Genomic DNA, 15,069 nt, shown 5'->3' with positions numbered 1-15,069 from the left:
ACGGCACGCGCCGACGCGTACTCAGCGCATCGCATGGGCCGACGAGGTGTTCGCGAAGCTTCTGCTGTCGGGGGCCGACGGCGTCTCGGTTTCTGCAGGACTTGATGAGAGGACTTACCCCGCTCTTGGCGATCTCGGCATCCGTGGTGACAGCCAAGCGTCGATCCTCGACACACGCCTCTTCAAACCTGCAGCCCGTTCAGGGAACCACGAGCCGGTGCATAGGATCGTCGCGGAATATGGCGCTGCACGTCACTTGATCCGTATGATCAACGATGCGAGCAACCCGTTTTCCAGTCGTCAATGCCTTGCAGTCATCGCGCCAAACGGAGTGTCGCGGGACGAACTGCGCGGGCTTCTGGGGTGGATGGCCGCACTCGGCACGCAAGAGACCCAAGAAGCGATCATCGCGGTTGATCCGTATGCAGTTCTGGCCAACGGTGACCCATCGCGCCTTTCGCCGAGATCGAAGCTCCTATTGCTGGATGGTCTGGTTGCCTTGTCGGCAGAAGATCCCTTCTTTCGCAGAAACGATTTCTGGCGGAGCTTCAGCGCTTCGGGATTTTTCACTGCCGATACGGTCGATGCCGTTCGATGCATCCTCAATCAACCGGAGGACGGAGGACACCTCAAGTCGCTCGTCTTTCAACTGCTGGAAGGGTCCTCGGCAATCGACGACCTTGTTCCGGAGCTTGAAAATCATCTTCTCGATCCGGCGTCGACTGAGAATGTAAGGGTGGGAGCGCTAGATTGTCTGCTTGACTGCCAAGGGTATCCCTGGGAGCCCACACTCGGTCACCTTGCCCGCGAGAACAGCCACATCGCGTCGCGTATATCGGCGAAAATTATCCAGCGTATCGGTCCAGATCGAGTTGCGCGCGAAACGATATTGCGCATGCTTGAGTCCAGCGCGGCCTTATTCGAAAGGCGCGACGACCGGGGAATTGGCTCCCGTTATCACATTCGACAACTGGTCAGGGAATTCGATTTGCAGTTGACGGTCTGGTCACTAGACCGATTGACGGACGGGCTGTCTTGTGAGTGCGCGGCAAAGTCCGCCACCCTGTGTCATTGCCGTGACGATGTCAGCAAGATCGCCGGACTTCTGCTCGATAACTACTTTGAGATAAGCCTAGGACCGCATGATCCGGCGCGGCTTTGGCGTTGGCTGGAAGGGTTGAACTACCACGGTCCCAAAGGGCCAGATGACAGTGCTGCTGGGTGAGTTAATCGCCTCCGGCCATCTCGTGCCGCCCCGCACCTTTATCATCGACGTCGGAGTGCAGGACGAACTGCGCGCAGTGCGCAAGACACTGTCTGATTTCGACATGAACGAGGTGGCGGGCATAATGAACCGCGCCCCGGTCACCGACGAGGTGATCCGGCATTGGCGCGAGAAGGCCAGCGATCGTCCCACGGTCGTCTTCTGCTCCACCGTTGCTCATGCCGAGAACGTCGCCGCAGCGTTCAACGACGCGGACATCGCTGCGGCTGTCATCCATGGCGATCTGGACGGGACGACCCGGCGCAGGATCCTGGCCGCCTATGCCTCTGGCGAGATCCGGGTGATCGTCAACGTCGCCGTGCTCACGGAAGGCTGGGACCATCCGCCGACCTCCTGCGTCGTGCTGCTGAGGCCGAGTTCATACAAGTCCACCATGATCCAGATGATTGGCCGTGGCCTGCGCACGGTCGATCCGGAGGAATACCCGGGCGTCATCAAGACCGACTGCATCGTGCTGGATTTCGGGACGTCGAGCCTGACGCACGGCACGCTGGAACAGGATGTCGACCTGGACGGCCGCGAACCGGTGCCTGGGCCAGCCCCCAGCAAGACTTGCCCGGAATGCGAGGCGGAGATCCCGCTCGCCGTCTCCGAATGCCCATTCTGCGGAGCGGACCTGTCGCGAGAGGGCTCGGCCCCGATCGACGGTTTCATCATGTCCGAGATTGACCTGCTGAAACGCTCCAGTTTCGCATGGGTCGACCTTTTCGGTGACGATGCGGCCCTGATGGCCAACGGGTTCAACGCCTGGGGCGGGATCTTCTTCCTTGAGGGCCGTTGGCACGCTGTCGGCGGCGGCAAAGGTCAGGCGTCCCGGCTGCTTGGTGTGGGCGAACGAGCGATCTGCCTCGCGCAGGCCGATGACTGGCTCAACACCAATGAAACCGACGAAAGCGCCTTTAAATCGAAGGGCTGGCTGAAACAGGCCGCGACCGAGAAGCAGCTGCAATACCTGCCGACGGAATTTCGCTCCGACTATGGCCTCACCCGTTATCGCGCCTCGGCACTGATGACCTTCAAATTCAACAAGCGCGAAATCCGCCAGCTGGTCGCACGGGCGGCCCCGTCCCTTGGAAGGGCCGCGTGAGCCATGTCGCGCAAATCCCATCCGCGCCCACAGCGGCTTCGGATCGACCGAGCGTGGATCGCCTCTGGCATCCGCGCCCGCTGCTCTGCGCCGTCTGCACATCCCGCGCACAGGGTTTTGGCTGGTTCGATCCCCACCGGCCGCGCCCGCACCGAACCCGCCGCTGGTTCTGCTCAATGGGCTGCCAGGCGGCTTTCACACTCAAAGCTCGGAAAGGATTGAGCATGGTTGATTTTACAGAAGAGGAAACGCAGGCGCTGCCCGCCGTGATGCGCGCGCTCGGCCCAGAGATGGAGCGGATCGGTTGGAACCGGCCGCTGGGCCAGCTGACCCAGAACGACATGCACCGTCTGATCGTGATCACCGTAGAGGCGTTCCGTGCCGAAATGGCCGAGATTGCTGCCCAGTCGGAGATCCCGTTCTGATGCTGGATTTCAACCCACGCCCCTCCATGGCCGAGCGGATCAACGCGCTGGTCGATGCAGCCCTTGTTGCCGAACGCGAGGCCACACCGCCCCGGACCTATCTCGGCGCGTCCCGTCTGGGCCACGCCTGCGAACGCGCGCTGCAGTTCGAGTTCGCGGGCGCGCCGAAGGATGAGGGTGCCGATTTCGGCGGGCAGACGCTGCGGATCTTCGCCATTGGTCATCAGCTCGAGCATCTGGCGATCCGCTGGCTGCGCGCCGCCGGGATTGATCTGGTGACCCAAAAACGCGATGGCGGCCAGTTTGGGTTCGAAGTCGCGGGCGGTCGTATCCGGGGCCACGTCGACGGGATTATCGCCGATGCCCCAGCAGCGCTTGGCATGCCCGCCCCGGCGCTCTGGGAATGCAAGACCATGAACGCGAAGAACTGGCGCGCCTGCGTCAAGGACGGCGTCACGGTTTCCAAGCCCGTCTATGCCGCGCAGATCGCGATCTACCAGGCCTACATGGAGCCCTCAGTGCTGGGGATTTCGGCCGCACCTGCGCTGTTCACCGCTATCAACAAGGACACCGCCGAGCTGCACCATGAGTTGGTGCCCTTCGATGCCGATCTTGCACAGCGCATGTCCGATCGTGCGGTCCGCATCCTGCAGGCGACCGACGCGGGCGAGTTGCTACCGCGCATAGCCGCCAATCGCGATTTCTTCGAGTGTCGGTTCTGCGCCCACGCCGAGCGGTGTTGGAGCCTTACGGCATGACCGACGAACCCAGCGATCCATCAGATCCCGACCAGGACACAGCCATGCGCGACGACACAACTTTAGATAAGCCGAAGGAAAACATCGTCCATTTCAATCCGTGGCGCGATTTCAACGATGCGGCCCCGCAGATCGACGTCTTCGGCGACGAGCCCGATCCCGAGCAGATCGCCCAGTTCATGCAGGTCGTCTTCGGCTATTGCGACGGGCTGATCCCGGTCCGCAGTTTCATCGACAAGGGTCAGGGCATCGATGGCCGCCCGCATAACATCTGGCTGGAGGCGGATCAGGCCGCCCCCGAAAAGATGGCGACCTTCGCCACATGGGCCTCACGCGAGGGCGCAGCTGTCTATGTGATCCCCGGCACCGTGGCCGCGCCCGGGCAAGCCAAGGCCGCCGAGATCCTGCAGATGCAGACCGTTGTGGTCGATCTCGACACCGGCGATATCGCTGCCAAGCGCGCCCATCTTGAGCGTCACCTTGGGTCGCCGACCATGGTAGTGGAAAGCGGCGGTGTGACACCGGAGGGACAGCGCAAAGCGCACATCTGGTGGACGCTGACCGAGCCCGCTGAGGGCGACGACATCGCCCGTGTCTGCCGTCTGCGCGGCGACATCGCGGCCAAGGTCGGTGGCGACATGCATTTTCGTTCCGCACACCAGCCGATCCGGATGGCGGGCAGCGTTTATTACAAGAACAGCCTCAAGACGCAGGTTCGGATTGTCGAACTGAACGATGACCGTGAACGCGATCTGGCCGAGTTCATCGAAGCCGTGACCGACATGCCGCCCGCGCCGGGCGTGTCCCTCAAGCCCGATTTCACCCATCCTGACAAACCGGCAATGGACGATGTGTTGGTCACGCCCGTGCGCGAGGGTGCGCAGGACGATTGGTCCCGCTTCGAAGGGGCATCAGCCGCGATCGGGCATTTCATCCGTATGGTCCACGAGGGCCGGATGACAAAGGACGAGGGCTGGGAAGGCATCTGTGGCTACAACGCCGCGATGCTGCGACCCCAGTGGCCCGTCGAACGGCTGAAGCGGGAATCCGAGCGGCTCTGGGAACTGCATGTCAAGAAATACGGCCCGCCGCTGATCCGCCTGGACTCCGGCGCACCGGGGCCGCAGGAGATGCCCGCCTTTACGCTGGGCGCGCTGCTGGACGACCAGAGCCCCATGCCGCAGGACATCATTGCGCCGCGCGTGCTGACGCCGGGCGGGCTGCTGGTGCTGGGTGGCGCGCCGAAGGTGGGTAAGAGCGATCTGCTGATCAGCTGGCTCGTCCATATGGCTGCGGGCGTTCCGTTCCTCGACTTCACCCCGCCGCGGCCGCTGCGGATCTTCTACTTGCAGGCCGAGATCCAGTATCACTACCTGCGCGAGCGGCTGAAGCAGATTGCCCTCCCGCCAGAGGTGTTGGCCGCTGCGCGTGATACTTTCGTCGCCACACCCAAGCTCAAGATGCTGCTCGACAACGAAGGAAGCGTGCGGGTTGCCCGCGCTGTCCAGACGGCTTTCCCCGATGCGCCGCCGGACATCCTCTGCGTCGACCCGATCCGAAACCTCTTCGACGGTGGGCCTGATGGCGGAGGCGAAAACGACAACACCGCCATGATGTTCTTCCTGAAGGAACGGGTGGAGGTGCTGCGCGACCATATCGATCCCGACTGCGGGGTCATCCTGATCCACCACACCAAGAAGCTCAGCAAGCAGCAGGTAAAGGACGATCCGTTCCTTGCGCTCTCCGGCGCCAGCGCGCTGCGCGGCTTCTACACCTCCGGCCTGATCCTGCACCGGCCCGACGAGGATTGCTCGCAACGAAAACTGGAGATCGAGCTCAGGAACGGCCCTGCGCTGCCGCCAAAGGTGATCGACAAGGTCGGCGGCCAATGGGTCGAGATCAACCCGATGAACGAGCGGCTGGTGCGCCAGGAGGTCGGCGCGAAACATGACGCCGAGCGGGATCGCAAGCGCGATGTCATCCTGTCGATCCTGATCGACGAGGCGGCAGAGGGCAAACTCTACACCTCGACCCAGTTTCGCGAGGCGTTTGAGAACCAGCGCGGCCTTGGAAGCCAGTTCACGATCCGCGACCGCATCAACGTGCTGGCGACCAAAGGCGACATCCGCTTCCTGCGCGACGGCACGACATTCGGCCACTCCGTGGTCCGGTCGCGCTTCGGCTACCTCTGCGCCGAAGGCATGGTGTTCGGCCGCAAGGGCCGGGTCGATCCGGAGACCGGAGAGGTCCTGGACAGCGTCATTCCGATCGTCCCGAGCCACTATAAATCGCCCTCCAACGGGCAGTGCATGGACCTCGAAGATCCTTCCGATTGGTCGATCCGGGAGGGTGAAAATGCCTGATTTTGGCTTGTACGTCCTCTGTTCGACCTCAGGACAAACATGTTCGTCCTCCGCCGTTGTTCGTCCTCAATTCAATGAAATCAACCACTTGGAGCAAAAAGAGGTCGAACATGTTCGTCCTCTTGTACGTCCTCTGTTCGTCCTAGAAACCCGAATGAATTCAGCATCTTACACTGATTGGAGGACGAACAATGAAAGCCCCCATACTACGTATGGGGAGGCCAACCGGCAGGTTTGGCCTCTCCTCCCATACGTCGAGGGGTATCCGTGCGCGCGGGCTCTGACGCTCCCAGCACATTCCGATCCGACTACAGCGGCCCGTACCGCCAAGCATAAGACCGCCGTCGTCTTCCACCCCCGCAGCCAACCCTAAAAGGAGACCACGATGGCTGAAGCGACTCTGACCACCAGGATGCGGGAGGCAATCCCCGATCTGCCGCCTGCTTTCCGCGCCGACCGTACCTTGCTCGCGCTCGATCTCGGCACGACAACAGGCTGGGCCCTGCATAGTGCCGATGGGCTGATCACCAGCGGCACCGTGTCCTTCCGTCCCGGCCGGTTCGACGGCGGCGGCATGCGCTACCTGCGCTTCAGCAACTGGCTGGGCGAGTTGGACCGGCTGTCCGGACCCATCGCCGCAATCTGGTTCGAGGAAGTCCGCCGCCACGCAGGTACCGACGCAGCCCACGTCTATGGGGGCCTGATGGCCACCCTGACCGCATGGGCCGAGTTGCGCGGTGCACCCTATGAGGGCGTGCCGGTCGGCACCATCAAGCGGTTCGCAACCGGCAAGGGCAACGCGAACAAGGAGGCCATGATCGCATCTGCCCGGGCACGCGGCTTCAGCCCGGCCGATGACAACGAGGCAGACGCCATCGCGATCCTGTTCTGGGCGCTGGAGACCAAGGGGGGCATGCAATGAGTGGCATGCGGTTTGTGCCCAAGGGCTATGGCGGGCATCGCCGCAGCCCCGACGATGTGAAGCGCGATGGCTGGCAGGAGCAAGGCCTGCTGGCCGTGGCCATCGACGACCACCGCCTGACCTGGCCGGAGCGAGAATTGGTCCGGCAACTCGGCGAGAAGCTGTACGGGCAGTGCTCGCGAGATCGGGAGGTGTCGCAATGACGGACTGGACGCCCGACCTCGTGGAGGAACGGTTGGCCGAGGCCGCCTTCGTTCTGAAGCGCTTGCCAGAGCCACGCAGGCAGGGGTATTTCAGCACATGGCCCGAGATGGTCTACAGCTTCGCCGACAAGGTGGGCCAGGAGCCGAAGCCCATGCGCGTGTTGCCCTCGCCGCAGGCGATCAGCCGGATGGAGGAGACGCTGACCTGGACCGCCTGCCTCGAACCCATCGACGGAAAGATCGTCTGGATGAAGGCTCATGGCGAACGGTGGAAGGAGATCTGCTGGGCGGTCGGTTTGCAGCGCTCTGCCGCCCACCAGCATTGGCAATTCGGGATTTCTGTCATCGCGCTGACCCTCAACAGGCGACGGTTCAACCGCAACATGTCGAAGCGCCGCGTGATTGAACTGGCCTCTGGCGCGTAAGCGCCCGCAGCGACTAGGAAAGTGTCCGCCGGACAGTTTTCGATGAGACAGAAAGCCCGGCTGGGGGGTAGAAAAGGGATATACTCGGGAGAGGCGCGCGCGGGACGGCCCGCGCCGCTGGCTTCCGGGGTCCACCGAAGAATCCAGCCGGGGTCAAGGAGGCTAACCCACTGACTTTACGGGTCCTTCCTGGCCGTAAAACTATACGGGCGGGCGAAGCGCGCAATATCGCCAGCGACAGGGCCGGTTTTTTGGGAAGCCACCCCGGCGGGCATCCACCCGCGATCTTCTGAAAACCATAATAAAACAAACTCTTGGACTCGGACACGTCCGGTGGCCGCTGGACCCTTTGCGGAGTCCAGGCTTGCTGCCGGTGTCCGGAGTCCAGGGTATCCACCCCATTGAGGCGAACCGACCAGCATGACCCTGAGCTTTGCCCCGGACGCGATTGAGACCTGGCCGCTGGCCAAGCTCCAGCCTTATGCGAAAAACGCAAAGATGCATGGCGCGGATCAGGTCGCGAAGATCGCCGCCAGCATGGCGGAGTTCGGCTGGACCGTGCCGTGCCTGGTCGCCGATGACGGCGAGTTGATCGCAGGCCACGGGCGCGTCCTGGCCGCGACGCAGTTGGGGCTGACCGAAGCGCCGGTTATCGTGCTGGGCCATCTGACTGAGGCGCAGCGCCGGGCCTACAGGATCGCCGACAACAAGCTGACCGAGCTCGGGACCTGGGATGAGGCGCTGCTGTCGGCCGAACTGAACGACCTACTGGCCGAGGACTACGACCTGTCGCTCATTGGCTTCGATGACGCTGAACTCGAGGCGCTATTGGCTGGAGAGGTCGATCCTGAAACTGCGTCCCGAGAGGGTGAGGACGATGTTCCAGAGGCACCTGAAACTCCGATCAGCCAACCCGGTGATTTATGGGTGCTCGGCAAGCATCGGCTACTCTGCGGTGACGCGACAATTGCCACAGCTGTCGAGCATCTGCTGGGCGATGTGAAGCCGCTCCTGATGGTGACCGATCCGCCCTATGGCGTCGAATACGATCCTGGCTGGCGAAACAAAGCAGGGGCAGCAGCGACCAAGCGCACTGGTAAGGTGCTGAACGATGACCGCGCCGACTGGCGCGAGGCCTGGGCGTTTTTCCCCGGCGACGTCGCCTATGTCTGGCATGGGGCACTGCACGCGACCACGGTCGCCGACAGCCTTGAGGCCTCCGGCTTCAACATCCGCTCCCAGATCATCTGGGCCAAGGATCGCTTGGTGCTGAGCCGTGGCGATTACCACTGGCAGCATGAGCCCTGCCTCTACGCCGTGAAGAAAACCGGCAAGGGCCACTGGGCTGGCGACCGCAAGCAGACAACGCTTTGGCAGATCGCAAACAAAGATCAGGATGCTGAAACCGTGCACGGGACCCAGAAGCCCGTCGAATGCATGCGTCGGCCAATCCTGAACAACTCAAGCCCGGGTCAAGCGGTCTACGAGCCGTTCATGGGATCCGGGACGACGTTGATCGCGGCCGAAACGACGGGTCGCGTCTGCTACGGGATCGAACTCAATCCAGCTTACGTCGATGTCGCCGTGGAGCGGTGGCAGCAGTTCACGGGCAAGGACGCCGTTCTCTTTGGCTCCGATGAGACGTTCAACAAAATCAAGACCAAAGACGCGTGAGGCGATGCATGACCTGGCTCTACCTTCCTCCGGACGCGCTTCCGGAGCCGATGACGCATGCCTGTCCGGCCTCTCGCTCTGTTCCGGAGCTGGCGGCATCGACCTCGGGCTCTCCATCGCCATCCCTGGATACCGAACTGTGGGCCATGTCGAACGGGAAACCTTCGCCGCAGCCACTCTCGTGGCGCGGATGGAAGACGCGGCCTTGGATCAGGCTGTTGTCTGGGACGACGTTGGAACCTTCGATGGCCGACCATGGCGCGGCGCGGTGGACATCGTCACTGCGGGCTATCCGTGCCAGCCGTTCTCGGTTGTGCGATGCCCATCGGCAAAGGGGGGGCATGGACGCCTGATCGGTCGCACCAAGGGCGGCATGAACCACTGCCCGGCAGGGCATTGCGCAGCAATGTCCCGAGAGGGACCAAACTGCACGCAATCTGCGATAGCCAGGGGCGCCCGCTTGGTCTGTTCGTGACTGCCGGACAGATGAGCGATTGCGACAGGCACATCAACACTTCGGGTTGCCCGATGGCATCGACCGGCATCCGGCCAATCTTGGGAAAGGCATGGTCGCGCAAGGTGTTCAGCCATTGCGCGCCGTGCTTGGCGTTTTTCCAAGTCGGCATCCGGTCAATGTGAACCTGCTGCGCCAGTTCCTCGAAGGTCGGCACCGCGCGCGACGCATTCAACCTTGGGTTCAGGCCCGCCTTTGCCATGCGCCGGTATTCCAGCGCCCGCTCGCGCGCGGTGTTGAGCGTGACCACATCCGCGCCGCCCAGGCCAAAGTCGGTGCGCAGCGGCGCGCCCATGGCGTTCTTCTGACCCTTCACCGTGACCCGGACAATCCAGCGCCGCACGCCGGACGGGTCCACCACCAGATACGGCCCCGCGCCATCGCCATGACGCCCCGCGCCCAGGTTCTCCACCAGCTTCTTGGTCAGCTTGCCGGATAGCGCCGCCATTCATACCACCATTCATACCACGCAAGAAAAGCGAACATGTGAAAACGAATGAAATCCACAAGACCCTCAGACAAAGAAAAAGCCCCGCGTTTGCAGGGCTTTGCGCAAGTTCGCATGATTGAATAAAACGTGTCATAACATGGCCTTGGCGGAGGGAATGACTCACTCCGCAATTCGGCTGTTTTGGCGTTTCGGATCGAGTCTAGACGCCACGAAAATCCCTGAAATCTTGAGAAAAGTGTCCGACCCCTTTTCGCGGCCATGCTGGTCGCTGTTCGGTGGGCCTTCAGGTAGGTCGCATCGATCATGACGGTCTTCTGCTCGCCGTGCTCGGCAGCCAGACCCGCCATCATCCGGTCAAGGAGGCCCTTGTCGCTCCAACGTTTCCAACGGTTGTAGAGCGTCTTGTACGGGCCGTATTCCGTAGGCGCATCGCGCCACCTCAAGCCATAGCGATTGATGAAGATAATCCCACTCAACACACGCTGATCATCGACGCGGGGTTTACCGTGAGATCCTGGAAAGAAGGGCTCAAGACGCGCCACCTGCGCGTCTGTAAGCCAGAAGAGATCAGACATGTTCACCGATCGGTTTTTCGGTTTTCGAACCGTGAATCACCCCCCTACGCAAGAATCAATGGGTCCTGACCCTAGGGGCCCGGACCGACTTGGAGCCATCGCCCCATCGGAAGAAAAAAGGACATCCTACCGGCGTGGAGGGGCGCGTGAGGAACGGGTGTTTTCCCATAACGGATAAGACCCGCGTCGGTCCTGCCTCCGAAGGGCCAAGGGTACGTATGTTCGCGCCGGCAGCGGTCGGCAGAGTGGCACACGCTTGATCCCGGCGGGGCGCCGGACGATGTCATTGCGAAACGCCATTTCCGGAGAGCCGACATGAAGATCACCGCCGTATCCTCGCTGCTTGCGATCGCCACCGCTTTTCCCGCGGCCGCCCTTGATGGGCCGCTCATCGCCCCGGCCGAGCTGGACGCTGCGCTTGCCGCGGGAGAAACCCAGATCATCGACATTCGCGCCGCGGAGGGCGATGGAAGCTACGCCAAGGGCCACGTGTCCGGTGCGGTCAATGCGCCCTACGGGCTGTTCCGCGGTCCCGAGGACAACCCCGGCAAAGTGCCGGAACTCGACGCGTTGCAGGAAACCGTCAACAGGCTTGGGCTGGAGCCGGGCGAGCCGCTGGTGATCACATACGAAGGCAAGGATGCGACCGATTTCGGTGCCGCCGCGCGGGTCTATTGGACCCTGAAGTCGCTGGGCTTCGTAGACCTCGCCATCCTGAACGGCGGCCTCAAGGCGTGGAGCGCGGCGAACCTCGGCTTGTCACAGGACACCGTCTCGCCCGAGGCGAGCGCGGTGGAACTGAGCTGGGATGACACCTGGACCGCTACCACCGAAGAGGTTCAGTCGATCATCGCCGGCGGCACCGAGGCGCGGCTGGTCGATGCCCGCCCCGAGAGCTTCTGGAACGGCGAAGAGGCGCACCCGGCGGCGGCGCGCCCCGGCACCCTGCCACAGTCAGATTACTTCGTGCATTCGTCGTGGTTCGGCGACGAGCCGGGCATCGTCAACGCGGGAGCGGCGCGCGCGCTGGCGCAGGAGGCGGGACTGGAAGGGCCGCTTGTCTCCTTCTGCAACACTGGTCACTGGGCGGCCACGAATTGGTTTGCGATGAGCGAATTGGCCGGGCTGGACGCCAAGCTTTACCCGGAAAGCATGGTCGGATGGTCGAACGCGGGCCATGAGATGGCCAACGTGCCCGGACCGGTCCGCTACCTGTGGATCCAGATCAAGAACGTGTTCTGATCCATGGCCGTCTCGTCTGATCTGGGGCCGGGAGCGTCGCGCGGGGCTCCCTTCGCGCGGGCCGGGCTGGTCGCCGGTGCGCTGGTGCTGATCGCTGCGGTGGCGCTGTTGGCGGGGGGGCGGTATGGCCTGCTGCTGGCCATCGGGCTGGGCTTCGGCATGGTGCTCGAAGGCTTTCGCTTCGGCTTTGCCGGGCCGTGGCGCGCGCTGATCACGCGGCGCGAGGCGGGTGGCACGCTGGCACAGTTGCTGTCCATCGCGCTGGTCGCGGTTGTGGCTTTCCCGATTCTGTCGGGGGCAGGGGGCTCGGTCGTGGGCGCCCATGCGCCTGTTGGATGGGCCATGGTCGGCGGCGCCTTTGTCTTTGGCGCCGCCATGCAGGTGGTCATGGGCTGCGGTTCGGGCACGCTGGTGAACGCGGGCTCCGGCAATCCGGTCAGCCTGATGGCGCTGCCGTTTTTCGCGCTCGGCAGTTTTGCGGGGGCGACGCATCTGTTCTGGTGGACGGGGCTGGGCACCCTGCCGGTGGTGGCGCTCGAGGGCGGCGCGGGGCTGGCGGTCACACTTGCCATGCTGGCCGCTGCGGCTGGCATCGTCTGGGCGGTGGCCCGGCCGGGCGGTCGCGCGATCCCGCGCAGGCTGTGGATCGCGGCGGTGCTGCTGGCGGCGTTGGCACTGGCCAACCTCGCGGTAGCCGGGCAGCCCTGGGGCGTGGTGTACGGCCTCGGACTCTGGGCGGCAAAGGGTGCGGTGGCGCTGGGGGGCGAGCTCTCCGGCTCGGCCTTCTGGGCGGCAGAGGCGAACCAGGATCGGCTTGCGCAATCGTTGCTGACCGATGTGACCTCACTGACCAATATCGGGATCATCGTCGGCGCCTTCCTCATCGCGGCCTGGCGTGGTGGGTTGCGTGCGGGGCTGCCGAGCCTGCCCCCACGCGCGTGGGTCGCGACGGTGATCGCGGGCTTCCTGCTGGGCTATTCCTCGCGACTGGCTTTCGGCTGCAACGTGGGCGCCTTCTTCTCGGGCATTTCCACCGGCTCTCTGCACGGCTGGGCGTGGTTTGTCGCGGCCTTTGCCGGCGCTTTCCTCGGGGTGCGGCTGCGCCCGGTGCTGGGGCTGGAGGCGCGGTCATGACCCGTCGTTTCATTGCTGCGCTGACACTGGCTCTGTTGGGCGGATTGCTTGCTTTCGACATTGCGGCGAGCGACCCGCTCAACCCGTTCAGGGCGCCACCGCTGCTGGCGCTGGGGTCCGGAAGCGCCGCTAGCGGTGCCCATTGTGCCAGCCTGCCGCCAGCGGAGTAAGGGACTTGTGAGGGCCTCATTTACTGAAGTGTGCAGGCCTCAGTCCCGATGCGCAAGGCGGACGGCCCGAGGCCGGATGGTTCGATTATCACAGTGCAAATGGGGCAGCTTCGTCTTGATGTCCCCTTTCCTGTCTGTGTCACGACGCCCCCTTAGCAGCGCGCAAAAAAGCCCCGGAGCATCACCCGGGCGGGGAGGTTCCCCCTTGCGGTGTTCCAGATCGCGTTGCTGACAGGATGCATGTGGCTCGCCTGCACTGCGGCGAGCGATTGCCAGAGCCGATCGGCCGGAACGCCCTCGGCCAACGCATCGTCCGCACAGCCGCCTTTATTGTAGATGAATTGGGCTGTTCTGTCGCTGTCCATGTCCGAGGCGGGCGCCTCCTGCAAGCCGCATCGTACCGCGCTGTAATTTTGAGAGTACGGCGCGCCTCTAGGTTTGGGCGAGCCACCTTGCCGATGGGGACTGTTCGGAGACATCTGGATCTATGGTCAAAATGGGTAGTTTTCGCAACCTGATTGAACCCGACAAGGACATGTTGTCCCTAACCGGCGAAATTGGCAAAAAGTCTGTACCAAATCCTTGAAATATCATTACCGTGAGGCAATCGGCGGAGCAACGCTCGAACTGCGGCGCGTCGATACCGATTTGGGAGGAGATAGCATGACAAAGATCACGACGCGGCGCGCGGCGCTGCGTACCCTTGCGGGTGCCGGGGCGGCGACCCTTGCCGCGCCTCATATCGCCGGGGCGCAGGCCAAGGGCACAAACTGGAAGATCCAGACCAGCTGGCCCGGCGGCGCCGGACTTCAGATCTTCAAGGACTGGTGCGGCACCATCGAGGAAAAGACCGGGGGCGAGCTGAGCTTCACGCCATTCGGGGCCAATGACGTCGTTGGCGACTTCCAGCTTTATGACGCGGTGAAGAATGGCGTGCTCGACGCGGTGAACCCCTTCACCATCTACGCGCAGGGCATCATTCCGGCGGCGACCTTCCTGACATCGATCCCGCTTGGCCTGCGGCAGCCGTCGGAATTCGACACCTTCTACTATGGCCTCGGCGGCATCGACATCGCGCGCGAGCTTTATGCCGCGCAGGGGATGCACTTTGTCGGGCCGGTGCACCACGACGCCAACATCATCCACTCGAAGGTGCCGATCCGCTCCATCGACGACTTCGCGGGCCGCAAGATGCGCCTTCCCGGTGGCATGGTGGCCGAAGTCTTCAACGCCGTCGGCGCTGAAACCACTGTTCTGCCCGGTTCGGAGATCTTCCCGGCACTGGAGAAGGGCACCATCGACGTGGCCGACTATGTGGGGCCGGCGGTGAACTACGCCCTCGGGTTCAGCCAGGTGACCAACTACATCGTCATGGGTCCTCCGGGCTTCATGTCGCTGTACCAGCCGGTCGACATCATGGACATCACCGTGGGCCAGGCGGCATGGGACGCTCTTTCGCCACAGATGAAGCAATTCATCGAGATGGAGACGCATGTCTATTCGGACATGCACTACGCCGCGATTCAGGCCGCCGATCAGGAGGCCTGGGCCAAGTTCGAGGCCGACGGCACAGAGGTCACTCGCCTGTCCCAGGACGACGTCGACCTGATGACGGAGATCGCCGTGCCGATCTGGTTCGACTATGCCAACCGCGATCCGAACGCCGCGCGCGTCTTCAAGATCCAGCTGGATTACATGATGTCCGGTTCGCTGGGCTACGTGGATCCGGGCCTGACGGAGGGGCTGGAGCTGAAGCTCTGAGCCGCTGAACAAGACTGAACCGCCGCCCGGGGGGATGTCCCCCGGGCGGCTATTTACGACTCAAGAAAACACAAGAGGAC

14 protein-coding genes and 3 pseudogenes are annotated in these 15,069 nt (G+C 63.2%); 14 read left to right on the top strand and 3 right to left on the bottom strand.

What is annotated here, in order from left to right:
* Nucleotides 1–46: 46 nt before the first annotated feature.
* From J5474_RS16960 to J5474_RS16915, 10 genes and pseudogenes are all read left to right on the top strand, one after another.
* Nucleotides 47–1,225 carry a hypothetical protein gene (locus J5474_RS16960; RefSeq protein ID WP_209362271.1) on the top strand — a complete coding sequence of 393 codons (1,179 nt, stop codon included), beginning with the start codon at nucleotides 47–49 and terminating at the stop codon, nucleotides 1,223–1,225.
* The gene (locus J5474_RS16955; protein WP_209362266.1) at nucleotides 1,206–2,372 is read left to right on the top strand and encodes a DEAD/DEAH box helicase; all 1,167 of its coding nucleotides are present in this window, start codon (nucleotides 1,206–1,208) and stop codon (nucleotides 2,370–2,372) included. The genes J5474_RS16960 and J5474_RS16955 overlap by 20 nt, the downstream gene beginning before the upstream one ends.
* A 224-nt stretch (nucleotides 2,373–2,596) precedes the next feature.
* Nucleotides 2,597–2,797 carry a DUF6511 domain-containing protein gene (locus J5474_RS16950; protein ID WP_209362264.1) on the top strand — a complete coding sequence of 67 codons (201 nt, stop codon included), beginning with the start codon at nucleotides 2,597–2,599 and terminating at the stop codon, nucleotides 2,795–2,797.
* Complete coding sequence (locus J5474_RS16945) at nucleotides 2,797–3,555, top strand: hypothetical protein (protein WP_209362262.1); 759 nt, start codon at nucleotides 2,797–2,799, stop codon at nucleotides 3,553–3,555. The genes J5474_RS16950 and J5474_RS16945 overlap by 1 nt, the downstream gene beginning before the upstream one ends.
* On the top strand, nucleotides 3,552–5,918 hold the full coding sequence (locus tag J5474_RS16940; RefSeq protein ID WP_209362260.1) for an AAA family ATPase: 2,367 nt from the start codon (nucleotides 3,552–3,554) through the stop codon (nucleotides 5,916–5,918). The genes J5474_RS16945 and J5474_RS16940 overlap by 4 nt, the downstream gene beginning before the upstream one ends.
* A gap of 385 nt (nucleotides 5,919–6,303) precedes the next feature.
* A complete protein-coding gene (locus J5474_RS16935; protein ID WP_425342897.1) occupies nucleotides 6,304–6,840 on the top strand; it encodes a crossover junction endodeoxyribonuclease RuvC in 537 nt (178 codons plus the stop codon).
* Complete coding sequence (locus J5474_RS16930) at nucleotides 6,837–7,043, top strand: hypothetical protein (RefSeq protein WP_425342896.1); 207 nt, start codon at nucleotides 6,837–6,839, stop codon at nucleotides 7,041–7,043. Before J5474_RS16935 ends, J5474_RS16930 begins: the two co-directional genes overlap by 4 nt.
* Entirely contained in the window at nucleotides 7,040–7,468 is a 429-nt protein-coding gene (locus tag J5474_RS16925; RefSeq protein WP_209362258.1) for a DUF6362 family protein, read from the top strand. The genes J5474_RS16930 and J5474_RS16925 overlap by 4 nt, the downstream gene beginning before the upstream one ends.
* 420 nt (nucleotides 7,469–7,888) lie before the next feature.
* Nucleotides 7,889–9,142: a site-specific DNA-methyltransferase gene (locus tag J5474_RS16920; RefSeq protein WP_209362255.1), complete on the top strand. Its 1,254-nt coding sequence runs from the start codon at nucleotides 7,889–7,891 to the stop codon at nucleotides 9,140–9,142.
* A pseudogene (locus J5474_RS16915) lies at nucleotides 9,045–9,398 on the top strand (hypothetical protein); the annotation flags it as partial. The gene J5474_RS16920 and the pseudogene J5474_RS16915, both read left to right, overlap by 98 nt.
* A gap of 298 nt (nucleotides 9,399–9,696) precedes the next feature.
* Here the strand turns inward: J5474_RS16915 and J5474_RS23305 are convergent.
* Both J5474_RS23305 and J5474_RS16900 read right to left on the bottom strand, forming a co-directional pair.
* Nucleotides 9,697–10,104, bottom strand: a pseudogene (locus tag J5474_RS23305) (integrase arm-type DNA-binding domain-containing protein); the annotation flags it as partial.
* Between the two features lie 245 nt (nucleotides 10,105–10,349).
* A pseudogene (locus J5474_RS16900) lies at nucleotides 10,350–10,682 on the bottom strand (transposase); the annotation flags it as partial.
* 315 nt (nucleotides 10,683–10,997) lie between these two features.
* Between J5474_RS16900 and J5474_RS16895 the strand changes: the two are divergent.
* The 3 genes from J5474_RS16895 to J5474_RS16885 are packed head-to-tail and all read left to right on the top strand — an operon-like array spanning nucleotide 10,998 to nucleotide 13,228.
* The gene (locus J5474_RS16895; RefSeq protein WP_209362253.1) at nucleotides 10,998–11,924 is read left to right on the top strand and encodes a sulfurtransferase; all 927 of its coding nucleotides are present in this window, start codon (nucleotides 10,998–11,000) and stop codon (nucleotides 11,922–11,924) included.
* Nucleotides 11,925–11,927: 3 nt separating this feature from the next.
* Nucleotides 11,928–13,058, top strand: a complete 1,131-nt coding sequence (locus J5474_RS16890) for a YeeE/YedE family protein (RefSeq protein WP_209362251.1) — start codon at nucleotides 11,928–11,930, stop codon at nucleotides 13,056–13,058.
* A complete protein-coding gene (locus tag J5474_RS16885) occupies nucleotides 13,055–13,228 on the top strand; it encodes a hypothetical protein (RefSeq protein WP_209362248.1) in 174 nt (57 codons plus the stop codon). Before J5474_RS16890 ends, J5474_RS16885 begins: the two co-directional genes overlap by 4 nt.
* 152 nt (nucleotides 13,229–13,380) lie before the next feature.
* Here the strand turns inward: J5474_RS16885 and J5474_RS16880 are convergent, their stop codons facing one another.
* Complete coding sequence (locus tag J5474_RS16880) at nucleotides 13,381–13,593, bottom strand: hypothetical protein (RefSeq protein WP_209362246.1); 213 nt, start codon at nucleotides 13,591–13,593, stop codon at nucleotides 13,381–13,383.
* Between the two features lie 298 nt (nucleotides 13,594–13,891).
* Here J5474_RS16880 and dctP point away from each other — a divergent pair, with 298 nt between their 5' ends.
* On the top strand, nucleotides 13,892–14,989 hold the full coding sequence (gene dctP, locus J5474_RS16875; protein WP_209362244.1) for a TRAP transporter substrate-binding protein DctP: 1,098 nt from the start codon (nucleotides 13,892–13,894) through the stop codon (nucleotides 14,987–14,989).
* The last annotated feature ends 80 nt before the right edge of the window (nucleotides 14,990–15,069 follow it).

The organism is Sagittula salina, assembly GCF_017813235.1.
In the GTDB taxonomy this organism is placed as follows: Bacteria; Pseudomonadota; Alphaproteobacteria; order Rhodobacterales; family Rhodobacteraceae; genus Sagittula; species Sagittula salina.
The sequence above is the reverse complement of the archived record's forward strand: the minus strand, read 5'-3'. Positions and strand labels throughout refer to the sequence as shown.